Below are 25,461 nucleotides of genomic sequence, written 5' to 3'. Positions count from 1 at the left end.
GCCGATGCATCCTTTGCGTCAGGTAGGCCGCTGGAGTCTCACCCTGCTGGCCGTGCTGCTGGCCCTGGTCGCGGTGCTGCTGGTGGCGCTGCGGCTGGCGCTCACCCAGGTCGACCAGTTGGCGCCGCGCGTCGAGCGGTTGCTGGAGGCGCGTACGGGGGCAACGGTAGAGCTGCGTGAATTCGACGCCGGACTGGCCCGGCTCGACCCCGTGATGACGGGTGGCGGGCTCACCATGAGCACGCTGCCGGGGGAAGCCGGCCTGCCGCTGCTGGAAGTCGAGCATGCGCAACTGCGGCTGGATACCGCAGCCAGCCTGCGCACCGGTGTGCCCGTGGTCGCGGATGCGCGTCTCAGCGGGCTCACGCTTCACCTCTATCAGGACGAGCAGGGCGGCTGGCACTGGCCGGATCCGGCCAGGATTCCGCCTGAGCTTCTCGAAGGCGATTTCGATCTCGAGCGGCTCGACTTCTGGGTCGGGCTGTTGCTGCGACAGCGCGCCTGGGTGGAGGACGTGAGGCTGGTGCTGCACGGGCGCGAGCGGCGGGTCGACATGCTCGCGCCGCGCCTGCTGCTCACCGGCGACGAGCGGCGAGCCCATCTCGAGGGCGAAGTGCATCTCGAGGGGCAGGAAGAGGCCACGCTGCAGGCCGTGCTGGAAGTGTTCCCCGGACCCACCGGATTCCGCGATTTCAGCGCCGCCCTCCAGGCCGACATGAAGCTCGACACGCTGATCGATCTGGTCGAGGTGTTCACCCTCGACGACCCCCTGCGCCTGGAGGACGCCAGCGGTGACGTCACCCTCTGGGGTCGCTGGCATCGTGGAGCGCTGGCCGATGCGCGGCTGGATATCGACGTGCCGCGGCTGGTGCTGCGGCGTGACGACGAACCCATCGTGCTGGAGCCGCTCAGAGCCCGCGGTCAGTGGCTGCGCAACGACGAAGGCTGGGAGGCGTGGCTGCAGGGTGACGCTGCGGCTGCCGACTGGGCGGAGCCGCATGAGCTCGCAGACGAGCGACAGCCGGCGCTGCCGCACTTCTGGCACATGCGCTACGACGACGACGAGGGCTGGTGGCTGACCACCAGCCAGTTCGAGCTGGCGTCGCTGGCGGCCTGGCGCGAACGCATTTTGCTTCCCGAAGGTTTGGTGCGCACCATCGACGCCCTGGAGCCTCGCGGGCTGATCTCCGGACTGGGCGTGGGCCGGCGCAACGGCCACTGGCTGGCTCAGGCCGCGCTGCATCGGGTCGAGGTGGAGCCGTGGGACGAAGTGCCGGGCGGTGGACCTCTCGATGCCTGGGTCGAAGCGCGGGATCTCTCGGGGCGAATCGAGTTCGTCGGTGTCGGTGACCCCGCGTTCAAGGTGCCAGAGCTCTATCCGGCGCCGATGGAACTTTCCCATGCCAGCGGCGAGGTGCGCTGGACCTACGAGGGGCCGCGCACCTTCGTCAGTGGACGAAATCTCATGGCCGGCTGGCAGGGGGCTGAAGTGGAGGGCGGTTTCGGCCTGGCGATCGGCGGTGGCGTGCATGGCGGCCTGGGGCTCGACTTGCGCTTCCGCAACGCCGATGCCCTGGAGCGTCCGCTGGTGGACTGGCTACCTGCCGACGTGTTGGGTGAGGAACTCGATGCCTGGCTCGCGGCCGGTGTGGCCGGCCGTGTGCCGTATGGCGAGCTGAAGCTGCATCTGCCGCTCCGACGTGGCGGCAGCGGCATCGAGCCGCGACTGCAACTGGACCTCGAGATCGAGGAGGGCAGGCTTCCCTTCGACCCTCGCTGGCCGGTGATCGAAGGTCTCGAGGGGCGACTCACCGCGGGTATCGGCACTCTCGATGCCGAGGTCTATCACGCCGAGAGCCTTGGCGTCCTGGGCCGCAACGGGCGGGTCACCATCGAGGATGACGTGCTGCACGTGATCGGCGACCTCGCGTCCGATGCCGATGGGATACGCCGCTACCTGCGCGCCATCCCCGTCGACGGCATGGAGCAGGTCGACGATTGGCGCGGGGAGGGGAGCGCCAGCGGCAGGATCGAGCTCAGCACCCTGCTGGGAGAGGACGACGGCTTTCGGCTCGACCTCGAGACCGACGTCGACATGCAGCGGCTCGTCTACCTGCCGCTGGAAGTGCCCCTCAGTGATGTGAAGGGGCCGCTCGCCTGGCGTCAGCGCGATGACGACGGCGGGCTCGAGGGGCGCCTGGAAGGGCGCCTGTTCGGCGGGCCGGTCAATGCCGACATCGATACCCTGGCCGGGCGTGTCGAACTGGATGGCGCTGCCGAGGTGGCGCGGATACTGCAGCGCTTCGATGCCACCGCCCTGGCCGGTGGGGTGTCGGGGCGTCTGCCCTGGCGGGCGCGCTTCACGCTTGGTGAAACGCGCAATACGTTCCGCTTCGACAGCAACCTGCAGGGTGTCGCCATCGACCTGCCGTCGCCGCTGGGCAAGTCGGCCGGCGAGAGTCGTCCGCTGTGGGTCGAGGCCGATCTCGATCAGCAGCGAGTGGAAGCGGAAATGGGCGGCGATGCCCGCCTGCGCTGGCGCGGCCTGCCGTGGTCGGATATAGGCCAGGGCCAGTTCTGGCTGGGGCGGCTGCCGGAAGCACCCAGTTGGCCCGAGCAGGAGGGCTGGTCGGGCACGATATATCAATCCCGCCTCGACCTGGTGGAGTGGGGCGCGGCGCTGGCACCGATGCTTGATGGAGGAGCGCCGGGGGGTGATGGCCCCGGGGCGCTGCGTTACCTGCGGGTGGACACCGCCTGTCTCGTCGGCCCGGAGGATTGCCTGGGCGTGATGACCGCCGATGCACGTCCGCACACCGGGGGCGGTTGGCGTGTCGGCCTGCGGGGGGATCTGCTCGAGGGCTATCTCGATTATCGCCCCACGCTTGCCGAGCCGCTGGACATCGCGCTAGACCGTTTGACGCTGGACGGCCTGCTGCCCGCCGAGACGCAAGACACCGGCAATCTTCTCGCGGAGCTGGATGTGCCGCCGGACCCGACGCCGTTGCCCGGCTGGGTCGGCGAGGTACCCAACGGCCGGCTGCGACTGGCGGAGATCCTGTATCAGGGCCGGGTGATCGGCCCGCTCACGGCCCACTGGGAGGGCTCGCCGCAGCGGCTCAGAGTGGCGCCACTGGGGCTCACCCTGGGACAGATCTCGGCGCGGGGAGAAGTGATCTGGGAGTCCGCCGGTCCGGGCGACAGCCTGACCCGCTCACGGCTCGACCTCGATGGGCGCGACCTGGGTACGGCGCTGGAGCGGCTCGGTCAGCCGGTCTCGATTCGCAGCAACGAGACACGCGTACGCAGCCAGCTGGCCTGGCCGGGGCCGCCCTGGCAGTTCGCCCTGGCCCGCTCGCGTGGCAGCGTCGAGGCGGAGCTGCGCAATGGACGCTTCGTCAACCTGGAGTCTCCCACGGCGCGAGTGGTGGGTCTGCTCAACGTCGACAACCTGGTACGACGGCTGCGCATGGACTTTTCCGACGTGACCGGCCAGGGTACGGCCTTCGATCATGTTATCGGGGCTGCTACCCTGTATGGAGGCGTACTGGAGACGACCGGCCCCATCAGGATCGACGGCCCGGCCACGTCCTTCACGCTGGAGGGCACCGTCGACCTCTCGCGTCGGGAACTGGACCAGCGACTGGGCGTCACAGTACCCGTCAGCAGCAGTTTGCCGCTTGCGGCGGTGATTGCCGGTGCGCCGGTGGTAGGTGGCGCGCTGTTCATCGCCGATCGACTCTTCGGCAGCGCCATCGACCGAGTCACCCGAATTCACTATCGCGTGCGCGGTCCCTGGACCTCGCCCGACATCACCTTGGAAACCGCAGAATGACGACATCCTCATCCGCTCTGCTCGATACCGCCGCGGAGATTCTGTTGCACCCCGGCGGACTGGACGTCGAGGCGCTCGACGCAGGTCTTGGCCATGTGCTGACCCCGGGCGTCGACTATGCCGATCTCTACTTTCAGCGCAGCTGGCACGAAAGCTGGGTACTCGAGGATGGTGAAGTCAAGGAAGCGAGCTACAACATCGACGGCGGTGTGGGCGTGCGTGCCATGGCCGGCGAGAAGACCGGCTTCGCCTATTCCAACCAGATTACCGCCGATGCCCTGGCGGAAACCGGCCGCACGGCGTCCGGCATCGTGCGCAGCGGTGCCAGCCTGTCGGTTGCGCCACGCATCGCGACCGGCGCAGAGCTGCGCTACGCCACGGTCGACCCGCTGTCGGGTCTATCGGCCGAGGAGAAGATCGCGTTGCTCAAACAGGCCGATCGCGTGGCGCGCGCCGCCGATCCCGCCATCACCCAGGTCAGCGCTTCCCTGACCGGCGTTCATGAGGTCGTGCTGGTACGTGCCAGTGACGGCACCCTGGCAGCGGACGTGCGCCCGCTGGTGCGCTTCAACGTCAGCGTCATCGCGGTGAAGAACGGCCGTCGCGAGCGCGGCAGCGCCGGTGGCGGTGGGCGCTACGCCATGTCCCGCCTGCGTGACGACAACGCCGCCGAACGCTTTGCCAAGGAAGCGGTACGCCAGGCTCTGGTCAATCTGGAGGCGGTGGACGCCCCCGCCGGACAGATGCCGGTGGTGCTCGCGCCCGGCTGGCCCGGCATCCTGCTGCACGAAGCGGTGGGGCACGGCCTTGAGGGCGACTTCAATCGCAAGGGCAGCTCGGCCTTTGCCGGGCGCCTGGGTCAGCGGGTGGCGGCTCCCGGGGTCACGGTGGTGGACGATGCCACTCTTGCCGACCGCCGCGGCTCCATGAGCGTGGACGACGAAGGCACGCCGGGCCAGTACACCCCGCTGATCGAGGACGGCATTCTCACCGGCTACATGCAGGACAAGCTCAACGCCCGGCTGATGGGCATGCAGCCCACCGGCAACGCCCGTCGCGAGTCGTTCGCCCACATGCCGATGCCGCGCATGACCAACACCTACATGCTGGCCGGTCAGGACGACCCGGCGGAGATCATCTCGAGTGTTCGCCGCGGCATCTATGCGGTCAGCTTCGGCGGTGGCCAGGTGGACATCACCTCGGGCAAGTTCGTGTTCTCGGCAAGCGAGGCCTACCTGATCGAGGACGGCAGGATCACCGCGCCGGTCAAGGGGGCGACGCTGATCGGTAACGGGCCGGAGGCGATGGGACGGGTATCGATGATCGGCCACGATCTGGAGCTCGACACCGGCATCGGCGTATGCGGCAAGGAGGGGCAGGGCGTGCCGGTGGGCGTGGGCCAGCCCACCTTGAAGCTTGATGAGCTCACCGTCGGCGGCACCGCTTCATGAGTGAACGTGCCTGCCGCCTGACCAGTCCCGAGCGGCGAGTGGTTTAAAGCCCCGCCGTCTCGCGGATGAGTCGGAACAGCTTGCGCGCATTGGCCGGGGGCTTGCCCCGCTCACGCTCGTTCTTGGCGTTGCGGATCAGCTGGCGCAGGGCCTGACGGTCGACGTCGGGATGCTCCTCGATGAAGGCTTCGACGGCATCGTCGCCCTCCTCGATGAGGCGGTCGCGCCACTTCTCGAGGCGATGGAAGGCCAAGTCGCGATGACGTTTCTCCTGCTCGACCTCGTCGAACACCGCCTGGATCGCTTCGAGATCCTCGCGCCGCATCAGCTTGCCGACGTACTGCATGTGGCGACGGCGCCCTTCATGAGAGCGGATGCGGGAGGTTTCCTCGACGGCGGCGAGCATGTCCTCGGACAACGGGAAGCGGGCGCGCTCGGTCGGCGTCATGGCGATGATCTGTTCGCCCAAGGCCTGCAGCGCGTGCATTTCGCGCTTGAGCTGGGACTTGCTGGGCCGTTCGTCGGAGCTTTCGTCGGAGAAAGTGGGAATGTCCTGGGTCATGCCGCATCCAAGTGATGAGAGGGCCGGCTTCGGGCTGGCCATCGGGTGATGAATAGGGTCGAATGACCGCAGTATATCAGTCCGTCGCGCCGCGGCGGGAACAGACACGAACGGATACCGGCGCTGCCGGTGGATGAGGGAGATGAACATGAGCAAGGCTTTCGATGCCGCTGCCCAGCAGGCGCTGCTGGAGTCGCGTGCCGAGCAGGCGCTGGCGCTGGCGCGACACCTGGGAGCCGATGCCTGTGAGGTGGGGGCCAGCGTCGACCAGGGTATCGGCATCAGCGTGCGGGAAGGCGAGGTGGAATCCGTCGAGCTTTCCCGCGATCAGGGTATTGCCGTGACCGTCTACCTGCGTGGCCACAAGGGCAGCGCCTCCTCCACCGATGCCGGTGAGGCGTCGATCCGCGAGGTCGTGGAGAAGGCCATGGCCATTGCGCTCTACACCGGTGAAGATCCCGCCGCGGGTCTGGCCGACGCCGAGCTGATGGCCACCGAGCTGCCCGACCTCGACGTGCACCACCCCTGGCCGCTCAGCACCGAGCAGGCCATCGAGCTGGCGCTGGCCTGTGAAGCGGCAGGCCGCGCCGAGGCGGGCATACGTCAGTCGGAGGGCGCCTCGCTCTCCAGTGGCGAAGGGGTGAGGGTCTACGCCAACAGCCATGGCTTTCTCGGCAGCCAGCGCGGCAGCCGCCACTCGCTCTCCTGCATGCTGATCGCCGAGGATGCGAGCGGCATGCAGCGCGATTACGACTACACCAGTGCACGTAACCCGCGTGAACTGCGCGACGCCGAGTCGGTCGGCCGCAAGGCGGCCGAGCGCACCCTGCAGCGGCTGGGGGCGCGTCGGCCCGCCACCGGGCGCCTGCCGGTGATGTTCGATGCCACCGTCGCCAGCGGTCTCGTCGGTCACCTGATGAGTGCCATCGCCGGCGGTTCGCTCTATCGTCAGGCCTCGTTCCTGTGCGATCGGCTGGGAGAGAGGCTGTTTCCCGACTGGTTCACGCTCGGCGAGCGGCCCATGGAGCGCGGCGCCATGGCCAGCTCCCCGTTCGACAACGACGGCGTGCAGACCCGTGACAACGTTTTCATCGAAGAGGGGCGTCTGGCCAGCTACATGCTGTCGGCCTACAGCGCACGCCGCCTGGGCCTGCAGACCACGGGCAACGCCGGCGGCGCCCGCAACCTGCGGATCGCGGCACCGCTGGCGGCGCGCGAAGAGCTGTTGGCCCGCATGGGGCGTGGGGTGCTGGTGACCGAGCTGATGGGCCAGGGGGTGAACGGCGTGACCGGCGACTACTCCCGCGGAGCGGCTGGCTTCTGGGTCGAGAACGGCGAGATCCAGTATCCGGTCGAGGAGTTCACCATCGCCGGCAATCTCGAGACGATGTTCAAGGGCCTGCAGGCCGTGGGCAGCGACATCGACACCCGCGGCAGCATCCACACCGGCAGCTGGCTGATCGACGAGATGACCGTGGCAGGCAGCTGAATCGTATATTGGGCCTTACCGCAAAAGCTCGCGGATGAGCGAGCGATGGTCAGACCAGGCGAAGCCCGATGAGCACTGCGAAGAGGGCTTCGACGCCACATGGCCGAGCGCAGCCATTCCTAAAGATCCTCATCGAAGCGGGCCTCGAAGAGAGCCTCGATGGCCTCGAGAACCGCTTCCGCATCCGCACCCTCGGCGTTGATGTCGAGTTCGGTGCCGCACGGGGCGCCGAGCATCAGCAGGGCCATGATGTTGGTGGCCTCGGCCTGCTGGGCGCCTCGGCAGACGAACACGCGTGCATCGAAAGGCTGGCAGCACTGAACCAGCTTGGTGGCAGCGCGTGCATGGAGGCCGCGTTTGTTGGTCAGAGTCAGCTTGCGGCTGGGCACGCTCAGGTTTCCTTGCGGTCGGATGGCGCTGCGGTCATCTCCTGCGTGGTAGAGACCGGTATATGGATGCCGAGCTCGCGGTGGCGCAGACGCACGTCGGGCTGCTGTTGGGCGAGGTGGCGGGCGAGGCGCTCGGCCAGGTACACCGAGCGATGCTGGCCGCCGGTGCAGCCGATGGCGACCGTGAGATAGCTGCGATGGCTGTCGCGATAGGCCGGCAGCCAGCGCTCGACCCAGGTGACGATGTCCTCGTGCATCTGGTGGACCAGTGGGTACTGTTCGAGAAACTCCACGATGCTCGCTTCGCGGCCGGTCGCCGCGCGCAGGCGCGGGTCCCAGTAGGGATTGGGCAGGCAGCGCGCGTCGAACACGATATCGGCGTCCAGCGGTACGCCGCCCTTGAAACCGAACGACTCCACCGTGAGGGTCAGTTGGTCGGCGCGATGGCTGGCCACCTGTTCGGTGATGCGTCCGCGCAGGTCGTGGACCGAAAGCCGCGAGGTATCGATGATCAGGTCGGCCAGGTTGCGAATCTCGCTCAGCGTCGTGTCTTCGGTCTCGATCGCCTCGCTCAGGGTCATGTCCCGGTCGCGGGTCAGCGGGTGCCGGCGCCGGGTGGCGGAGTAGCGCTCGATCAGGATTCGCGCATCGGTGGTGAGATAGACGATCTGACAGTCGACCTGCTTGGCACGCAGCTCCTCCAGCAACCTGGGGAACCGTTCCAACGCATGAGGAAGGTTGCGCGCATCGATGCTTACGGCGATGCACTGCTGTACCGTGGGTGAGCCGCGCAGTTCGTCGACCAGGGAGCCGAGCAGCATCGCCGGCAGGTTGTCGATGGCGTAGTAGCCGATGTCTTCGAGCGCCTGCAGTGCGATCGACTTGCCGGAGCCTGAGCGGCCGCTGATGATCACAAGCTGCATTACGTTTCTCCTGATCAGGGGCTGGCCGAGCGGCTGGGGATGGCGGTCAGGCCGAGGACTGTCGTCGGATGGCGCCGATGAGACGCTCGTGAAGTTCGCGCTGGCTTTCGCACTTGCGCAGTTGCGAACGGGTCTCGGCATCGTTCATTACTCTGGCGACCTGGCTCAGCAGCGACAGATGCGTGTCGTCGGCCTCCTCGGGTACCAGCAGCACGAAGACCAGGTCGACCGGCTCGCCGTCGATGGCGTCGAAATCGATGGGCTCGGCCAGCTTGAGGAAGGCGGCGACCGGGCTGTGGCAGTGCGGGCTTCGTGCGTGCGGGATGGCGACGCCGTTGCCGATGCCGGTACTGCCCAGCCGCTCACGGCCGATCAATCGGCCGAAGACCTCCTGGCTGTCGAGGCTCGGGGTGTTCTGCGCAATGAAGGTGCTGAAGAACTCCAGCACCCTCTTCTTGCTGCCCCCGGGAACGTCGAACAGCGCGCGCTCAGGGGGCAGTATGTTTTCCAGTGTCATGGCAACTCAGCGAATGCCGGCGCCCTGGGCGCGGGCCTGGGCCTTTTCCTTGTGCTTGACCAGTTGACGATCGAGCTTGTCGGTCAGCGCATCGATGGCAGCGTACATGTCCGGGTCGGAGGCTTCGGCATGCAGATCGGCACCGGCGGCATGTAGCGTGCAAGCGGCCTGCTGGCGCTCCTTCTCGATCGAGAGGGTGACCTGCACGTTGGTGATGTTGTCGTAGTGCCGTTGGACGCGGTTGAGCTTTTCGCTCACGTAGTCACGCAGGGAATCGGTCAGTTCAACATGATGGCCGGTAATGTTGACTTGCATGACGAGCTCCTTCGTCCTTCGAGTGGTGGTTTGATTGTAACCCTTTTTGCCTCCTTGCAAACCCCTCCGAGCGACGCTCTTGTCCGGCGTCAACGCTGCGCGCCGAGTTCAACGAAAGCGCTTGCGTTCGCTCGAGGAAGGTATTCCCAGCGCTTCACGATACTTGGCCACGGTGCGGCGCGCCACCTGAATGCCGTCGTCGGCCAGCAGCTCCACCAGACGACTGTCGGAGAGCGGTTTGCGCGGTGGCTCGTCGGCGATCAGCTTGCGAATGCGGGCGCGAATCGCGGTGCTGGAGTGAGCATCCCCCTCGCCGTTGCCGCCAACGTGGCTGGAGAAGAAATACTTCAGCTCGAACACGCCGCGCGGCGTGTGGATGAACTTCTGCGTCGTGACCCGTGAGATGGTCGATTCGTGCATCTCCACGGCCTGGGCGATGTCGGCCAGTACCAGCGGCTTCATCGCCTCCTCGCCCTGCTCCAGGAAGTCGATCTGGCGGGCCATGATTTCGCGCCCCACTCGCAGCAGGGTGTCGTTACGGCTGGCCAGGCTCTTCATCAACCAGCGGGCTTCCTGCAGGTGATCCTTGAGGAACTGGTTGTCCTGACTCTTGTCGGCGCGGCGCACCAGGGCGACGTAGTCGGGCTGGATGCGCAGGCGTGGCAGCGCTTCGGCATTGAGCTCCACGCGCCAGCCGGACTCGTCGTGATAGGCGACCAGGTCGGGGGTGATGTAGTTGCTGCCGACCTCGGCATAGGCGCTGCCAGGGCGCGGGTTCAGCGAGCGCACCAGGGCAATGGCGTCGTCGAGGGCCTCGTCGTCCAGGCTCAGGCGCCGCTTGAGCAGGCGACGGTCGTCGGCGGCCAGGGCTTCGAGGAACTGGCGCACCAGGCGGCGTGCCTGGGGCAGCAGGGGCGTATCGTCGGGCAGGGTGGCGAGCTGCAGCATCAGGCATTCGCGCAGGTCCCTGGCGAACACGCCGGTGGGTTCGAACTGCTGCAGGCGCAGCAGCACCTGCTCGACCTCACGGGTAGGCAGCCCCTCGAGGCCCTGGCGACGCAGGCCGTCGCGGATCTCTTCCAGCGGCTGGGTCAGGTAGCCGGTGCCGTCGACGGCATCGATCAGGCTTTCGGCGATCTGCCGCTGACGCTCGTTCACGTCGATCATCGCCAGTTGCCACATCAGGTGGCCGGCCAGCGTCTGTCCCGCGGCCTGGCGTTCGAAATCGGGGCCTTCGCCGGTGGCGCCGCCGGCGCCGCTGCCATGATCCGGATAGGTATCCGTCCAGTCGCTGTCGGTGGAGAGCTCGCCGGGAATTTCGCTGGCCCAGTCGTCGCTCTGGGGCTCGCTGACGGCTTGTTCGCCGAAGCCGTCGTCGAGCTCGAGCATGGGATTGGACTCGAGGGCCTGCTGGATCTCCTGGCGCAGGTCCAGGGTGGAGAGCTGCAGCAGCGCGATGGCCTGCTGCAGCTGTGGGGTCATGGTCAGCTGAGTGCCGACTCGCAGTTGCAAGGATGCTTTCATGGCCATGAGAATAATGGGCTCATCTGCCGGAAAGACTCTACCCTAGACTGGCCGACGATCACTTGCAAGAGTGCAGGGCTGCAATAAGCATGCCATCGGCAATATCCATGCCCGTTAGGGAATTTTAATGTAAGATCATGCTCTTGCTTGTTGGGTCGGAATGCGCTATGGGCAGGGGTGCCGCTATAGACGGAAGTCTTCGCCGAGATAGACTTCCCTTACCCGACGATTGGCCAGAATGGCCTCGGCATCGCCTTCCGCGATGATCTGGCCGTCGCCGACGATATAGGCCGAATCGCAGATGTCCAGCGTCTCGCGTACGTTGTGATCGGTGATCAGCACGCCGATGTCGCGGGCCTTGAGTTGGCGGATGATGCCTTTGATCTCGCCCACCGAGATCGGATCGACGCCGGCAAAGGGCTCGTCCAGCAGAATGAAGGCCGGTTCGGTGGCCAGCGCGCGGGCGATCTCCACGCGCCGCCGCTCGCCGCCCGACAGGCTCATGCCGAGGTTGTCGCGGATGTGCGTGACGTGAAAGTCCTGCAGCAGCTGCTCCAGGCGCTGATGACGCCCTTGGCGATCCAGATCCTTGCGGGTCTCCAGGATGGCCATGATGTTGTCGGCCACCGAGAGCTTGCGGAAGATCGAAGCCTCCTGCGGCAGGTAGCCGATGCCCGCCTTGGCCCGTTCGTGCATGGCGCTCTTCGAGAGGTCGAGGTCGTCGATGCAGACGTTGCCGGCATCGGCCTTGACCAGGCCCACGATCATGTAGAACGAGGTGGTCTTGCCGGCTCCGTTGGGGCCGAGCAGCCCCACCACGCTGCCCTGTTGGATGGAGAGGCTGATGTCTTGCACCACGCGCCGGCGCTTGTAGCTCTTCGCCAGGTGGCGGGCGTGCAGGGTCTTCATCGCCATCTCAGCGCTCCGGTTGCAGGGTCATGCGGATGCGCTGACGTCCTTCGACGCCTTCGCTCTCGGCGCGGGCCTGAACCACGCGACGGTCGAGGAAATACTCGAGATAGCCGCCATCGAAGGTGTCGCCGGCCTGGTGCAGCTCGGCGCGGTCGATCAGTTCGACGCGGCGCTCGGCCGCGTGATAGATGACGGTGCGCCCCCAGCCGCGGACCACGGGCTGATCGGGGTCGGGCTGCTGTTCGAGGTAGGCGCGCTCGCCGCGGGCCGTGGCGCGTGACAGCTCGCCGGCCGCGTTGCGCTGGAGTTCGACGCGGTCGCCGGTGATGCGCATGGTGCCCTGGCGGATATCCACGTCGCCGGTATAGACCGCCGTGCCGGCAGCATCGTCGAGATCTAGCCGGTCGGCCTCGATATGGATGGGCTGATCTGCGTCGCGCTGCTGGGCCATGCTCGCGGCAGGGCTCCATGCCAGGCCGATCAATGCCAGGGTCAGCAGCATGCGTGGCGTTGGAAGCTTGCATCGCTTCATGGCGTGAGTTCCTCCAGGGTGACGGGGTCGGCCTGTCCCGGCTGAGCGCCTTCCGGGGGGTGATAGCCGCGCACATTGTCGGTCAATCGTGCCCGGTTGTCATGGATCCAGGCGTCGAAACGTTCGCCGCGCATGTGCTGTGGCGGTTGCTGTAGCAGCGCCGGCGTATCGCTCCAGGCGTGTCCGACATTGGCGTCGTAGTGCAGCACCTCGGTGTCGAGCTGCCAGCGCTCCTCGGGGGCGAAGAGCCGTGCGTCGCCAGTCAGGGTCAGCGGGTTGCCGCCCGGGCCGAGCCGCCCCTCCTGGCTATTGGCCACCCATAGTCGTCCTTCGCGATCGATCAGGTGCGCCAACGGCGTGACGGCACGTGTCACGTCGTCGTGGGGGGTATGCACTAGGCGAGGGCTCTCCAGGCGCTGGTGAGCACGCCCCTCGAAATCGAAGCGCGTCAGGCGGGCCTGCTCGAGGAAGTAGTCGGGCTCGCCGGCTTCGTCGGTGGGTACTGGGCCGGGGGGTGGGGGCTGCCATGGGTCCAGCCACGTGATCAGACCACCCAGGGCCAGCAGCAGCAGAAACAGCCAGAGACGAAACGAGGGGCGCGGAAGACGACGCAGCATCGGCGGGCGACCTCAGCGCTTGCCGTGCAGGTAGGTGTCGATCAGGGCATCGCGGTGCCCCTGTGCCTCGAGCAGCAGGTCGCAGATCTCGCGCACTGCGCCATGGCCGCCGCTACGCTCGGTCACGTGGTCGGCCAGGGCGCGAATATAGGGCGGGGCGCCGGGCACGGTGATGCCGAGACCGGCGCGCTGGATGGGCGCCAGGTCGGGCAGGTCGTCGCCGCAGAAGGCGACCTGCTCGAGCTCGATGCCTTTGCGGTTGCACAGCTCGCGGAGAGTGGCGAGCTTGTCCTCGCAGCCCTGAAAGACGTGATCGACCCCCAGGGCGGCGGCGCGGTGACTGACCATGGGTGACTCCCTGCCGGTGATGAAGGCGACCTGCAGTCCGGCGCGGCGCAGCAGCTTGATGCCCAGGCCGTCCTGGGTATGGAACGCCTTGATCTCCACGCCGTCGGCCTGGAAGTAAAGCCGGCCGTCGGTGAGCACACCATCCACGTCCAGGGCGAGCAGGCGGATCTTGCGCAGGCGGTCGAGCAGACGCGGGTCGAGGGTAGAGGTGGCGAGCGCCATGGGTTCTCCTGGTCAGAATGAAGTCAGATCACGCCGCTTCGCAGCAGGTCGTGCATGTGCAGGGCACCGATGGGGTGGCCTTCGTCATCGATCACAGCCAGTGCCGTGATTCGGTTGTCTTCCATCACGCGCACCGCTTCGGCCGCGAGCACCTCGGCGCCGATGCGTTTGCCGGGGCAGGTCATGACGTCATCCACCTTCAGCCGGCTGAGATCCTGGTGCTGGTCGAGGGTGCGGCGCAGGTCGCCGTCGGTATAGACACCGATCAGACGATTCTGCTCATCGACGACGCAGGTAAAGCCGAGCCCCTGGCGGGTGATCTCGAGCAGGGCGTCGCGCAGCGGGCTGCCCAGCGGCACGCGGGGCAGCCGCTCGCCCTGGTGCATCAGATCGCCGACCCGCAGCAGCAGGCGCTTGCCCAGGCTGCCGCCGGGATGAGAGAGGGCGAAGTCCTCGGCGGTGAAGCCGCGTGCCTCGAGCAGTGCTACTGCCAGCGCATCGCCCAGTGCCAGGGCGGCGGTGGTGGAGGCGGTCGGTGCCAGATCGAGAGGACACGCCTCGCGTTCAACGCCGGCATCGAGATGGGCGTCGGCGTGGCGGGCCAGGGTCGAGTCGGGGCGGCCCGTCATGCTGACCAGCGGCGTGCCAATGCGTTTGAGCAGCGGCAGCAGGGCGGTGACTTCCGCCGTCTCGCCGGAGTTCGACAGGGCCAGCACCACGTCGCCGGGTGTGATCATGCCGAGGTCGCCGTGGCTGGCCTCGCCGGGGTGCACGAAGAAGGCGGGGGTGCCGGTGCTGGCCAGGGTGGCGGCGATCTTGCCGGCAATATGGCCGGACTTGCCCATGCCGGTTACCACGACACGGCCCTGGCAGGCGAGCAGTAGCTCGCAGGCGCGGTCGAAGTGGCTGTCGAGCCGTCCGGCCAGCGCGGCGATGGCCTGCTCCTCGATCCGCAGGGTACGACGGGCGCTGGCCCGCATGGGCGAGTCCCCTTCCGCGGGGGCGTTCTGATCTGTCGGCGTTGAGGTGTCGTTGGTCATGCGCTGATTGTTGTCCTTTGCGGGGAATCGCTCAAGTGGCACCGCTGGCTGCTGCGGCCAGCCAGCTCAAATAGACCAGATAGATGCCCAGGAAGAGCATGCCGGGTAGCCTCCCGAGCCGGCCGTGGCGGAACCACAGCAGGAGCATGCCCATGCCGAGAGTCAGCAGCAGCATGATCGGAAAATCCCGGGCGGCGGCGGCGGGGTCGATCGGGCCGGGCGCCAGCAGGCCGGGTATCGGTAGCACGGCCAGCAGGTTGAACAGGTTGGAGCCGATCACATTGCCGATGGCCAGGTCGTGATGGCGCTTGATGGCGCTGGCGATGCAGGCGGCGAGCTCGGGCAGGCTGGTACCTATTGCCACGATGGTGAGGCCGATAATCAACTCGCTGACTCCCAGGCCGCGAGCCAGCTCGCTGGCGCCCCACACCAGGGAGCGCGAGCTGAGTGCCAGCAGGATGAGAGTGAAAGCCAGCCACAGCAGGGCGCGCCTGAGCGTCATTTCGGGTATGGCGTCGCCCGTCGGAGCGTCGGGGGTATCGGCACGCAGCAGCCACCACAGGCTGAAGATCAGCAGCAGGCCCAGAAACAGCGCATCGAAGCGCCCCAGGATGCCGTTGGCCAGGGCATAGCCGGCCAGGCCGGTGGCACCCAGCAGCAGGGGCAATTCACGCCGGACCATGGAAAAGCGAATCGGGATTGGGCGAATCAGGGCGGTCATGCCCAGTACCAGGCCGATGTTGGCGATGTTGGAGCCCAGGGCATTGCCCGTGGCCAGGTCGGGCAGGCCATCCAGGGCGGCAAACACCGCCACCACCATCTCGGGGGCCGAAGTGCCCAGCGCCACCACGGTCATGCCGATCAGCATGGCGCTCAGTCCGGTACGGCTGGCCGTGGCGGCAGCGGCATTGACGAAGCGGTCGGCGCTCCACACGAGTACGGCAAGGCCCAGGGCGATCGCGATGGCAGGCAGCAGCATGATGAAGGGTCGCAGCTAGGATACGAGGTGGCACATTAGACGTCTTCGGTGGCTCCGGTGCAAGCGACAGGGCGTGCGGGCTGGCGCCGGGAGGCATGATTAGGATACGATGTTCGATAATTCTTTCTTGGACCTTGCAGCATGATCGAATCCCCCCTCGTGGAGGTGAAGGGCCTGCACTTTTCCCGCGGTGAAAAGACCATCTTCAGCGGCCTCGAGCTGCAGATTCCTCGCGGCAGGATCACCGCCATCATGGGGCCCAGCGGCACCGGCAAGACCACGCTGCTCAAGCTGATCGGCGGCCAGCTCGCCCCCGATGTCGGTCGCGTCCTGATCGACGGACAGGACGTGCATGGGTTGTCGCGCAAGGCGCTGTTCACCCTGCGTCGCCGCATGGGAATGCTGTTTCAGAGCGGTGCGCTGTTCTCCGACCTCAGCGTTTTCGAGAACGTGGCATTTCCGCTGCGCGTGCACACCGAGCTGCCGGAGGCGATGATCCGCGACCTGGTGTTGATGAAGCTGCAGGCCGTCGGGCTGCGCGGCGCCCGCGAACTGATGCCCGCCGAGCTCTCGGGCGGCATGGCCCGACGTGTCGCCCTGGCCCGCGCCATTGCACTGGACCCCGACCTGGTGCTTTACGATGAGCCTTTCGTCGGGCAGGACCCGATCTCCAAAGGGGTGCTGGTGCAGTTGATCAAGACCCTCAACGACGCGCTGGGGCTGACCTCCGTGGTGGTATCCCACGATATTCCCGAGGCACTCTCCATCGCCGATTACGTCTATGTCATCGCTGACGGTCAGGTGATGGCGCAGGGTACGCCCGCCAGCCTGGACGTGGACGAGGACCGGAGGGTCAGCCAGTTCGTGCATGGCGAGCCGGATGGCCCCGTGGCCTTCCACTATCCGGCGCCCGAGTTCTTCCGCGATATCCTCGATCTGGAGGGGCGGCCGTGATCGCACACATCTTGAATCTGGGGCGTCGCGGCTGCGACGTGCTCGAGGCGCTGGGTCGCTCGGGCCTGTTCCTGGCTCAGTCGGCGGTCGGCGTACCTTCCCGCGAGGGCTGGTATCTCTGGCTGCGCCAGATGCACTTCGTCGGAGTATTGTCGATCGCCATCGTGCTGGTTTCCGGGCTGTTCATCGGCATGGTGCTGGCACTGCAGGGCTATACCATTCTGGTCGACTTCGGCGCCGAGCAGGCGCTGGGGCAGATGGTGGCGCTGTCGCTGCTGCGCGAGCTGTCGCCGGTGGTGGCGGCGCTGCTGTTCGCCGGGCGTGCCGGCTCGGCGCTGACTGCCGAGATCGGTCTGATGAAAGCCACCGAGCAGCTCAGCAGCATGGAGATGATCGGCGTCGATCCGCTGCGTCGGGTAGTGGCCCCCCGGCTGTGGGCCGGCTTCGTGGCCCTGCCGCTGTTGACCATCGGTTTCAGCGTGGTCGGCATCTACGGCGGCTATCTGGTCGGAGTCGAGTGGCTGGGCGTGTTCGAGGGCTCCTACTGGGGCGGCATGCAGTCCAGCGTCGCCTTCATCGACGATGTCGGCAACGGCATGATCAAGAGCATGGTGTTTGCCTTGGTGGTGACCTGGATTGCGGTATTCCAGGGCTATGACCTGGTGCCCACCGCAGAGGGCATATCCCGCGCCACGACGCGCACGGTAGTCTACTCGTCCCTGGCCGTACTGGGCCTCGATTTCGTTCTTACGGCGGTGATGTTCGGAGGGTTTTCCTGATGGTTGAGCGGCGTCTATCGCGCGATGGAGAGGCAGGATGAAGCGCAGCAAGACAATGGAGCTGGGGGTCGGCCTGTTCATGCTGGCCGGTATCCTGGGGTTGCTGTTCCTGGGGTTGAGGGTCAGCGGGCTGACCTTCAACGTGCCGGGCGACACCTTCCGGCTGGAGGCCAACTTCGCCAACATCGGCAGCCTCAAGCCGCGTGCACGAGTCACCATGTCGGGGGTAACGGTAGGGCGGGTCACTGCCATCGAACTCGACCGCGACTGGTACGATGCCCGTGTCATTCTCGAGCTCGACGCCGAGCTTGAAGGAAAACTGGCGCGGGATACCACGGCCGCCATTCTGACGGCGGGCCTGCTGGGCGAGCAGTATATCGGACTCACCGTCGGCGGCGACCCGGAGATGCTCGTCGATGGCGATACCATCCGTGACACGCAATCGGCGCTGGTGCTGGAGGAACTGATTCAGCAGTTTGTGTCCAATATGGTCAGCGATTGATATTATTTGATGAGGTCCAGCCATGACTCAGATGACATCCCCCATCACTCTGCTGAACCGCGTATTGCTGGGCCTGTGCCTGATGCTCACCAGCCTGGCCGCTGCGGCGGCGCCCGAGCGCAGCCCCGAGCAGGTCATTCGCTACAGCGTCGACGAGCTGATGGGGCAGATCGAAGGACGCAGGGACTACTACGCCGACAACATGAACGAGCTGAAGGCACTGGTGGACGAGAACCTCGACGAGATTGCCGATTTTCGCTACATCGGCGCCAGCGTGATGGGTCGCTACTTCCAGAATGCCACGCCCCAGCAGCGTTCGCGTTTCGCCCAGGTCTTTCGTCAGACGTTGATCGATACCTACACCAAGGGTCTTGTGACCTTCGACTATCGTGAGCTGCGTGTACTCGACAGCCAGCGTCCGCCGCGCCACGAGGACCAGGCGTCGGTTTCCATGGAAGTGGTGGCGATGGACGGCAGCGTCTATCCGGTCAGCTACACGCTGCGCCTGACCGACGGCCAGTGGAAGGTGGTCAACGTCATCGTCAATGGCATCAATCTGGGCCTGACCTTCCGCAATCAGTTCGACCAGGCCATGCGTGATCACGGTCGCGATTACGATGCGGTGATCACCTCCTGGTCGCCGGAAATCGCCACCGAGGAGCTGGAGCAGGGTGGTGATGCATGAGCCTCCTGCTCGAGCGTGGCGGCATTGAGCTCGAGGCCGGCCCGGAAGGGCTGGCCGTAAGCGGCGACGTCGATTTCGACATCGCTGCGCCGCTGGCCGAGGCCGGCACCGCCTGGATCGCCGCGCAACCCGCAGGAACGCGCATAACGCTCGACCTGAGCGGCGTGGAGCGGGTGAGCAGCGCGGCCGTAAGCGTGCTGCTCGAGTGGACGCGCCAGTCTCGCCGGGCCGGCGTAAAGATTCGCGAGGTTCGACTTTCTGCTCCGCTGGCCCGGCTCACCCGGGTGGCGGGGCTCGACGAACTCCTGCCGTTGCCCGCCGGAGGTTGAACCCGGTCTGCTGAGCCCGTACCCGGCATCGCCAAGTGCGATGCTTTTCTTTACCATATAGGAATTCTTGTTCCTGGCCGTGGCCCCGCGAGGGTTCGCGTGCCGCTCCATTCGTCCCACAGGAGTTCCGTTTTTCATGCAACCCAGTGACATCAAGGCGCTGCTCGAGGCGCGCCTCGAGGATTGCGACTTTTACATCCAGGGCGAAGGCTGCAATTTCCAGGTCATTGCCGTGGGTGACGTCTTCGGTGGTCTGTCCCCGGTCAAGCGCCAGCAGCTGATCTATGGAGCGCTCTCCGAAGAGATCGCCTCCGGTGCCGTACACGCCGTGAGCATCAAGACCTATACGCCGGCGCAGTGGGCTGACGCGCCTGAGAACGTGGCTTCACCCGGTCAGGGTGCCTAACGGTCGAGATACATGGACAAGCTGATCATTACTGGCAACGGGCCCGTCGACGGCGAGGTCTGGGCCAGCGGTGCCAAGAACGCGGCGCTGCCTATCCTTTGCGCGACCCTGCTGGCCGACGAGCCGGTGACCATCGGCAATCTACCGCACCTGCAGGACATCACCACCACTCTCGAGCTGCTCGGGCGCATGGGTGTCGAGCCGGTGATGGGCGAGAAGATGACCATTCAGCTCGACGGCTCCCAGGTGCGCGATTGCCATGCTCCCTATGAGCTGGTCAAGAAGATGCGTGCTTCCATCCTGGTGCTCGGGCCCCTGTTGGCGCACTTCGGCCACGCCGACGTCTCGCTGCCTGGCGGCTGTGCCATCGGCTCGCGCCCGGTGGACCTGCACATCCGTGGTCTTGAGGCGATGGGAGCTGAGATCCGTGTCGAAGGCGGCTATGTTCGCGCCCGCGTCGACGGCCGGCTCAAGGGCGCCACCATCTTCTTCGATACCGTCACCGTCACCGGCACTGAGAACCTGCTGATGGCCGCAACGCTGGCCGAGGGCACCACGGTGCTGGAGAACGCGGCCCGCGAGCCCGAAGTGGTCGATTTGGCCGAATGCCTGATCAAGATGGGCGCAAAGATCAGCGGCCACGGCAGCAACAATATCGTTATCGAAGGCGTCGAGCGCTTGCATGGTGCCTACCATGACGTCATGCCCGACCGCATCGAGACCGGTACCTTTCTGGTCGCCGCTGCCCTGTCGCGGGGGCGGGTGCGGGTGCGCAACACCCGCGCCGATATTCTCGAATCGGTGCTGGCCAAGCTGGAAGAGGCCGGGGCGAAGATCGCCCACGGCGACGGCTGGATCGAACTCGACATGGAAGGGCGCCGCCCGCGGCCGGTCAATATCCGCACCGCGCCGTACCCGGGCTTCCCGACCGACATGCAGGCTCAGTTCGTGGCGCTCAATGCCGTGGCGGACGGCACCTCGCGAGTGGTCGAGACCATCTTCGAGAATCGCTTCATGCACGTTCAGGAGCTGAACCGCATGGGGGCGAAGATCGCGCTCGAGGGCAACACCGCCATGATCACCGGGGTCGAGCATCTCTCCGGGGCGCCGGTGATGGCGACCGATCTGCGCGCGTCGGCCTCGCTGGTGATCGCGGCCATGATGGCCGAGGGCGAGACCCTGGTCGACCGCATCTACCACATCGATCGCGGCTACGAGTGCATCGAAGAGAAGCTGCAGCTGCTGGGCGCCCGGATTCGCCGTATCCCCGGCTGAGCGGGCAGGCGATTCGACCAGCGTTGACCATAGGCGAGAGCATGAGCAAGCAACTGATTCTGGCCCTGTCGAAGGGCCGTATTCTCGACGAGACCCTGCCGCTGCTGGCGGATGCCGGCATCGTGCCGGCCGAGGACCTGAGCAAGAGCCGCAAGCTGCTGTTCGACACCAACCTCGACGATGTCAAGCTGGTGATCATCCGCGCCACCGACGTGCCGACCTACGTGCAGATGGGGGCCGCCGATCTCGGCGTGGCGGGCAAGGACGTGCTGCTCGAGCACGGTGCCGAAGGGCTATATGAGCCGCTCGATCTGGAAATCGCCAAGTGCAAGCTGATGACCGCCGGCATCGACGGTGCCAAGCCGGCCCGGGTGCGGCGGCGGGTGGCGACCAAGTTCGTCAACGTGGCGCGCCGCTACTACGCCGAGCAGGGCATTCAGGCGGAGGTCATCAAGCTCTACGGGGCGATGGAGCTGGCGCCGCTGATGAATCTGGCCGATGAGATCGTCGACATCGTCGATACCGGCAATACCCTGCGCGCCAACGGCATGTCGCCGCGCGAGCTGATCGCGCCGATCAGCACGCGGCTGGTCGTCAACAAGGCCGCCATGACCATGAAGCACGAACGCCTCAAGCCGTTGCTTGCACGCCTCTCCCAGGCGGTGGAACGGCGCCGTCCGGCGGCAGAGCTTCCCGCCGGCTGAGCCGCGCACAAGACCACATCTCTTCTAGGAGGCGAATGCGAACATGAGCGAAACCCTGGCAGGATCCGTCGACCTGGCCCGCCTTTCCACCCGCGACGGCGACTTCGAGGCCCGTCTCGACGCGCTGCTGGCCTGGGAGGGCGTGTCCGATGCCGAGGTTCAGGGGCGGGTGGCAGAGATCATCGCCGCGGTGAAGGAGCGTGGCGATGCGGCGTTGGTGGATTACACCCAGCGCTTCGATCGCCTGTCGGTGGGCAGCATGGCCGAGCTTACCTTGGGCGCCGGCAGGCTGGAGCAGGCCTATCGCGGCCTGCCCGAGCAGCAGCGTGACGCCCTGGCCCAGGCTGCCGAACGCATTCGCCTCTATCACGAGCGTCAGAAGCCTGAATCATGGTCATATACCGAGGCCGACGGCAGCGTGCTGGGTCAGCAGGTGACGCCCCTCGACCGGGCCGGCATCTATGTGCCCGGAGGCAAGGCGGCCTATCCCTCTTCGGTATTGATGAACGCCATCCCGGCCCATGTGGCGGGTGTGCGCGAGATCGTCATGGTGGTGCCGACCCCCGACGGCGTGCTCAATGAGCTGGTGCTGGCGGCGGCCCATCTCGCCGGCGTCGATCACGTATTCACCATCGGCGGCGCCCAGGCGGTGGCGGCACTGGCTTACGGCACCGAGAGCGTGCCGCGGGTCGACAAGATCGTGGGGCCGGGCAACATCTACGTGGCTACCGCCAAGCGGGCAGTGTTCGGCCAGGTGGGTATCGACATGATCGCCGGGCCGTCGGAGATCCTGGTCGTCTCCGACGGTGGCACCGACCCCGACTGGTTGGCCATGGACCTGTTCTCCCAGGCCGAGCACGACGAGGACGCCCAGGCGCTGCTGGTGAGCTGGGACGCGTCCCATCTGGATCAGGTCGAGGCGGCCATCGCGCGCCTGCTGCCGACCCTGGAGCGCGAGGCGATCGTGCGCGAATCGCTAGCGCGGCGTGGCGCGTTGATTCACTGCCGCGACCGCGACGAGGCCGTGCAGCTGATCAATCGCATCGCCCCGGAGCACCTGGAGCTTTCCCTGGCCGGCCCCGAGGCAATGCTGCCGCAGGTGCGCCACGCCGGCGCCATCTTCATGGGGCGCTACACGGCCGAGGCGCTGGGCGACTACTGTGCCGGCCCCAACCACGTGCTGCCGACCTCCGGTACGGCGCGCTTCTCCTCGCCGCTGGGGGTCTACGACTTCCAGAAGCGTTCTTCGATCATCCACTGCTCGGAGGCCGGGGCGTCGACGCTGGGTCGCGTGGCGTCGGTGCTGGCGCGGGGCGAGTCGCTGACGGCCCATGCACGCTCTGCCGAGTATCGCATCAAGGGTCGCTAGCAAGGAGCCTGGCGCGTCCCAGTCCGAGGTCGCTGGGGCATCGCGTCAAGCGCGGCCCCTCAGCGCTCGGGGCGTCGGCCCGGCGGGAGCGGGCGCTCGCCCACCTCCAGATCGACGGTGAAGGTCTCGCCGCTGCGCACCAGCGTCAGCGGCAGGGTGGCGCCTGGCTGGATGGCGGCGATATCGCTCATGGCGGCACGCGCGTCGAGGATGGGGCGCCCATCGACCTCGAGCAGGACGTCGCCCGGCCGCAGGCCAGCCGCCGCGGCGGGCCCCTCGGGAACGACGCCCGAGATGACCACGCCGCGCGGCGCCACCAGGCCGAAGGAGGCGGCCAGATCCTGGGTCATCTCCTGGGCTTCGACGCCGAGCCAGCCGCGAATGACCCGCCCCTGTGTCACCAGGTCGTCCAGGATGGTGCTGGCCAGCCGCATGGGGATGGCGAAGCCAACCCCTTGGGAGCCGCCCGTGCGCGAGAAGATGGCGGTGTTGATACCGACCAGCGCGCCTTCGGCATTGACCAGCGCCCCGCCCGAGTTGCCCGGGTTGATGGCGGCATCGGTCTGAATGAAGTCCTCGTAGGCGCTCAAGCCGAGGTGACTGCGCCCCGTGGCGCTGATGATGCCCATGGTCACCGTCTGGCCCACGCCGAAGGGGTTGCCGATGGCCATGGCGATGTCGCCCACCGCGACGTCGTTGGTATCCGAGATCTCGATCACCGGCAGGTTGTCCAGCCCGATGCGCAGCACCGCCAGGTCGCTCTCGGGGTCGGTGCCGATCACCTCCGCCAGGGTTTCCCTGCCGTCGCGCAGGGCCACCTGAATTTCGTCGGCGCCGTCGATGACATGATGATTGGTCAGCACGTAGCCGTCCTCGCTGACGATGACGCCCGAACCGAGGCTCGACAGCAGCCGCTGCTGGGTGGGCAGGTCGTCGCCGAAGAACTGGCGGAAGAACGGGTCCGACATCAGTGGATGCTCCTCCCGCGCCACGACTCTTGAAGAGTAGACGTTGACCACGGCCGGGGCCGCCTTCTCCACGGCAGCGGAATAGCTCACCGGCCCCTGCTGGCGCGACAGTGGGGCGGCTTGCTGCAGCTCGGGAGCCGGACGTGTCTGCGGTTGAACTACCGCGGGCTGGCTCTGCCGGGTAGGCGTTTGCGGTGTCGAGGGGCCTTGGAGCAGCTGGGGAAAGGTGTTCAGCAGCACGATGGCCAGCAGCACACCGATGAGAACGGGTAGAGCGTAGGTAATGAGAGAACGTCGCATGCGGCGTTTCCTGGTCGGCGGTGGTCGATGGTGCCCCGCTCAGTCGTTACAATGACGCAATTGTAACATCGACTTCGAAGCGCTGTCCGGGAGGCACGATGATTTTGCGTAACGACCTGGTGCGGGCCTGCGATACCTTGCTCGCAGCAGCCGCCTTCAAGGATTACACCGTCAACGGACTCCAGGTGGAGGGGCGTGACGAGGTGCGGCGTGTGATGAGTGGCGTCACGGCCTGTCAGGCGCTGCTCGACGAGGCGGTGGCGTGGGGTGCCGATCTGCTGCTGGTGCATCACGGCTATTTCTGGAAGAACGAACCGGTGCCGATCACCGGGATCAAGCAGCAGCGCATCCGTACCCTGCTGCTCAACGACATCAACCTGCTGGCTTATCACCTGCCGCTCGATGCCCATGCCGAACTGGGTAACAACGCCGAGCTGGGCCGGCTGCTCGGCTTTCAGGTGGACGGCTGCGCCGACGGTGAGCTGGGGCAAGGTTTGGTGTGGCTTGGCGGTTTGCCGCAAGCCGCGACGCCGGCTGCGCTGGCGCGCCAGATCGGCGAGCGGTTGGGGCGCGAGCCGCTGCTCATCGAGGCCCCCGGGGGGCATGCGATTCGGCGTGTGGCCTGGTGCACCGGCGGCGCGCAGGACATGATCACCCAGGCCTGGGAAGCCGGGGCCGATGCCTTCATTTCTGGCGAGATCTCCGAGCGCACCACGCATCTCGCGCGCGAGCTCGGGATTCACTATCTGGCAGCCGGCCATCACGCCACCGAGCGCTACGGCATCCAGGCGCTGGGTGCCTGGATCGCACGGGAGTTCGGGGTCGAGCATCGCTTCGTCGATATCGACAACCCCGCCTGATGAGGTATCGACACCTCAGTCTTAGATACCTCGGTCGGTGGCTTTGATCGGGCCGGTGGCGGTCAGTAGCGGGGCGGCTGAGGCAGTTCGCTCTTGTCCTGGTTGGATTTCAGGCCGAAATCTTCCGACAGGGTGCCACCGGAGCCGTCGGCATAGTCGCGGGGAGCTGGTATCTCGTCGCTCTCTGCGCCGGTCAGGGCCGGCTGGTCGGCAGCCTTGAGCTGCCGGCTCTTCACCGGCTCGCAGTTCAGCGTGCTGGCATCTTCGGTCAGGCGGTGCTCGAGGGTGCGCATCTCGCGCTGAATGTTGCTCACCATCATGCTCACCTGGCTGAAGTGTTCGTCCAGGCCTTCACGCACCACGCCAAGCTCGCGCTCCCGTTCGGCCAACTGGCGCCGCAGCTCTTGTAGCTGGGTCGATGACGTGCCGAGCATGCGATAGCCAAAGGCGCCGATGCCGAGGCCGGCCAGCAGGCTGACGATAGCCACGATCCAGTTCACATTGCCGTAATCCACGAAATTCTCCTGATGGTGATACACGCCGGAGCCAGAGGCCTGACCGGTTCGGCGTACGAGACTTGTCTGGCTGGCCCATTATAGAAGCGTTGCCAGTTGGCGGGTCAACGATCATCGGTCCGCTGCGGGCGGGCGTTTTTACTTCGCAGGCTGGCAGCGA

27 protein-coding genes are annotated in these 25,461 nt (G+C 66.5%); 13 read left to right on the top strand and 14 right to left on the bottom strand.

What is annotated here, in order from left to right:
- Positions 1-4 precede the first annotated feature (4 nt).
- Together HOP53_RS07210 and tldD are read left to right on the top strand one after the other, a co-directional pair.
- The gene (locus HOP53_RS07210; RefSeq protein ID WP_234269361.1) at positions 5-3,835 is read left to right on the top strand and encodes a YhdP family phospholipid transporter; all 3,831 of its coding nucleotides are present in this window, start codon (positions 5-7) and stop codon (positions 3,833-3,835) included.
- Positions 3,832-5,286, top strand: coding sequence for a metalloprotease TldD (tldD, locus tag HOP53_RS07205; RefSeq protein ID WP_086509859.1), 1,455 nt, complete (start codon positions 3,832-3,834; stop codon positions 5,284-5,286). The genes HOP53_RS07210 and tldD overlap by 4 nt, the downstream gene beginning before the upstream one ends.
- A 43-nt stretch (positions 5,287-5,329) precedes the next feature.
- On the opposite strand, the gene yjgA is transcribed toward tldD, so the two are convergent.
- A complete protein-coding gene (yjgA, locus tag HOP53_RS07200; RefSeq protein ID WP_086509858.1) occupies positions 5,330-5,848 on the bottom strand; it encodes a ribosome biogenesis factor YjgA in 519 nt (172 codons plus the stop codon).
- A gap of 148 nt (positions 5,849-5,996) precedes the next feature.
- Here yjgA and pmbA point away from each other — a divergent pair, with 148 nt between their 5' ends.
- Positions 5,997-7,337, top strand: coding sequence for a metalloprotease PmbA (pmbA, locus tag HOP53_RS07195; protein WP_103968157.1), 1,341 nt, complete (start codon positions 5,997-5,999; stop codon positions 7,335-7,337).
- 119 nt (positions 7,338-7,456) lie between these two features.
- On the opposite strand, the gene HOP53_RS07190 is transcribed toward pmbA, so the two are convergent.
- The 11 genes from HOP53_RS07190 to HOP53_RS07140 form a co-directional block, all read right to left on the bottom strand.
- Complete coding sequence (locus HOP53_RS07190; RefSeq protein WP_086509856.1) at positions 7,457-7,726, bottom strand: HPr family phosphocarrier protein; 270 nt, start codon at positions 7,724-7,726, stop codon at positions 7,457-7,459.
- Between the two features lie 2 nt (positions 7,727-7,728).
- The gene (gene rapZ, locus HOP53_RS07185; RefSeq protein ID WP_086509855.1) at positions 7,729-8,649 is read right to left on the bottom strand and encodes an RNase adapter RapZ; all 921 of its coding nucleotides are present in this window, start codon (positions 8,647-8,649) and stop codon (positions 7,729-7,731) included.
- A gap of 46 nt (positions 8,650-8,695) precedes the next feature.
- Positions 8,696-9,166, bottom strand: a complete 471-nt coding sequence (gene ptsN, locus HOP53_RS07180) for a PTS IIA-like nitrogen regulatory protein PtsN (RefSeq protein ID WP_234269360.1) — start codon at positions 9,164-9,166, stop codon at positions 8,696-8,698.
- 6 nt (positions 9,167-9,172) lie between these two features.
- Entirely contained in the window at positions 9,173-9,481 is a 309-nt protein-coding gene (gene hpf / locus HOP53_RS07175) for a ribosome hibernation-promoting factor, HPF/YfiA family (protein WP_086509853.1), read from the bottom strand.
- 108 nt (positions 9,482-9,589) lie between these two features.
- A complete protein-coding gene (locus HOP53_RS07170; protein WP_086509852.1) occupies positions 9,590-11,011 on the bottom strand; it encodes an RNA polymerase factor sigma-54 in 1,422 nt (473 codons plus the stop codon).
- A 177-nt stretch (positions 11,012-11,188) separates the two neighbouring features.
- Entirely contained in the window at positions 11,189-11,914 is a 726-nt protein-coding gene (lptB, locus tag HOP53_RS07165; RefSeq protein WP_234269709.1) for an LPS export ABC transporter ATP-binding protein, read from the bottom strand.
- A gap of 7 nt (positions 11,915-11,921) precedes the next feature.
- Entirely contained in the window at positions 11,922-12,449 is a 528-nt protein-coding gene (lptA, locus tag HOP53_RS07160) for a lipopolysaccharide transport periplasmic protein LptA (RefSeq protein ID WP_234269359.1), read from the bottom strand.
- Entirely contained in the window at positions 12,446-13,066 is a 621-nt protein-coding gene (gene lptC, locus HOP53_RS07155; protein WP_234269358.1) for an LPS export ABC transporter periplasmic protein LptC, read from the bottom strand. The genes lptA and lptC overlap by 4 nt, the downstream gene beginning before the upstream one ends.
- Positions 13,067-13,078: 12 nt before the next feature.
- Entirely contained in the window at positions 13,079-13,636 is a 558-nt protein-coding gene (locus HOP53_RS07150; RefSeq protein ID WP_234269357.1) for a KdsC family phosphatase, read from the bottom strand.
- A 23-nt stretch (positions 13,637-13,659) separates the two neighbouring features.
- Positions 13,660-14,676: a KpsF/GutQ family sugar-phosphate isomerase gene (locus tag HOP53_RS07145; protein ID WP_276574615.1), complete on the bottom strand. Its 1,017-nt coding sequence runs from the start codon at positions 14,674-14,676 to the stop codon at positions 13,660-13,662.
- Between the two features lie 31 nt (positions 14,677-14,707).
- Positions 14,708-15,655, bottom strand: coding sequence for a calcium/sodium antiporter (locus tag HOP53_RS07140; RefSeq protein WP_234269356.1), 948 nt, complete (start codon positions 15,653-15,655; stop codon positions 14,708-14,710).
- A gap of 141 nt (positions 15,656-15,796) precedes the next feature.
- Here HOP53_RS07140 and HOP53_RS07135 point away from each other — a divergent pair, with 141 nt between their 5' ends.
- From HOP53_RS07135 to hisD, 9 genes are all read left to right on the top strand, one after another.
- Complete coding sequence (locus tag HOP53_RS07135) at positions 15,797-16,609, top strand: ABC transporter ATP-binding protein (RefSeq protein ID WP_234269355.1); 813 nt, start codon at positions 15,797-15,799, stop codon at positions 16,607-16,609.
- Entirely contained in the window at positions 16,606-17,388 is a 783-nt protein-coding gene (mlaE, locus tag HOP53_RS07130; RefSeq protein ID WP_234269354.1) for a lipid asymmetry maintenance ABC transporter permease subunit MlaE, read from the top strand. The genes HOP53_RS07135 and mlaE overlap by 4 nt, the downstream gene beginning before the upstream one ends.
- A gap of 37 nt (positions 17,389-17,425) precedes the next feature.
- Positions 17,426-17,890 (top strand): outer membrane lipid asymmetry maintenance protein MlaD, encoded by a 465-nt coding sequence (gene mlaD / locus HOP53_RS07125; protein WP_234269353.1) that lies wholly within the window; start codon positions 17,426-17,428, stop codon positions 17,888-17,890.
- Positions 17,891-17,912: 22 nt separating this feature from the next.
- Positions 17,913-18,575, top strand: a complete 663-nt coding sequence (locus HOP53_RS07120; RefSeq protein WP_234269352.1) for an MlaC/ttg2D family ABC transporter substrate-binding protein — start codon at positions 17,913-17,915, stop codon at positions 18,573-18,575.
- Positions 18,572-18,904: an STAS domain-containing protein gene (locus tag HOP53_RS07115; protein ID WP_234269351.1), complete on the top strand. Its 333-nt coding sequence runs from the start codon at positions 18,572-18,574 to the stop codon at positions 18,902-18,904. The genes HOP53_RS07120 and HOP53_RS07115 overlap by 4 nt, the downstream gene beginning before the upstream one ends.
- Before the next feature lie 136 nt (positions 18,905-19,040).
- The gene (locus HOP53_RS07110) at positions 19,041-19,310 is read left to right on the top strand and encodes a BolA family protein (RefSeq protein WP_234269350.1); all 270 of its coding nucleotides are present in this window, start codon (positions 19,041-19,043) and stop codon (positions 19,308-19,310) included.
- Between the two features lie 12 nt (positions 19,311-19,322).
- On the top strand, positions 19,323-20,585 hold the full coding sequence (murA, locus tag HOP53_RS07105; RefSeq protein ID WP_010629169.1) for a UDP-N-acetylglucosamine 1-carboxyvinyltransferase: 1,263 nt from the start codon (positions 19,323-19,325) through the stop codon (positions 20,583-20,585).
- Positions 20,586-20,626: 41 nt separating this feature from the next.
- Positions 20,627-21,289, top strand: a complete 663-nt coding sequence (hisG, locus tag HOP53_RS07100) for an ATP phosphoribosyltransferase (RefSeq protein WP_234269349.1) — start codon at positions 20,627-20,629, stop codon at positions 21,287-21,289.
- A 43-nt stretch (positions 21,290-21,332) separates the two neighbouring features.
- The gene (hisD, locus tag HOP53_RS07095; protein ID WP_234269348.1) at positions 21,333-22,658 is read left to right on the top strand and encodes a histidinol dehydrogenase; all 1,326 of its coding nucleotides are present in this window, start codon (positions 21,333-21,335) and stop codon (positions 22,656-22,658) included.
- A gap of 59 nt (positions 22,659-22,717) precedes the next feature.
- On the opposite strand, the gene HOP53_RS07090 is transcribed toward hisD, so the two are convergent.
- Positions 22,718-23,926, bottom strand: a complete 1,209-nt coding sequence (locus HOP53_RS07090; RefSeq protein WP_234269347.1) for a Do family serine endopeptidase — start codon at positions 23,924-23,926, stop codon at positions 22,718-22,720.
- A gap of 98 nt (positions 23,927-24,024) precedes the next feature.
- On the opposite strand from HOP53_RS07090, the gene HOP53_RS07085 reads away from it, so the two are divergent.
- Complete coding sequence (locus HOP53_RS07085; protein ID WP_234269346.1) at positions 24,025-24,786, top strand: Nif3-like dinuclear metal center hexameric protein; 762 nt, start codon at positions 24,025-24,027, stop codon at positions 24,784-24,786.
- Between the two features lie 62 nt (positions 24,787-24,848).
- Here the strand turns inward: HOP53_RS07085 and HOP53_RS07080 are convergent, their stop codons facing one another.
- On the bottom strand, positions 24,849-25,301 hold the full coding sequence (locus tag HOP53_RS07080) for a Z-ring associated ZapG family protein (RefSeq protein WP_234269345.1): 453 nt from the start codon (positions 25,299-25,301) through the stop codon (positions 24,849-24,851).
- Positions 25,302-25,461: the final 160 nt, after the last annotated feature.

Source organism: Billgrantia ethanolica, from assembly GCF_021404305.1.
In the GTDB taxonomy this organism is placed as follows: domain Bacteria; phylum Pseudomonadota; class Gammaproteobacteria; order Pseudomonadales; family Halomonadaceae; genus Halomonas; species Halomonas ethanolica.
This window is presented reverse-complemented; position numbering and strand designations above follow the sequence as displayed.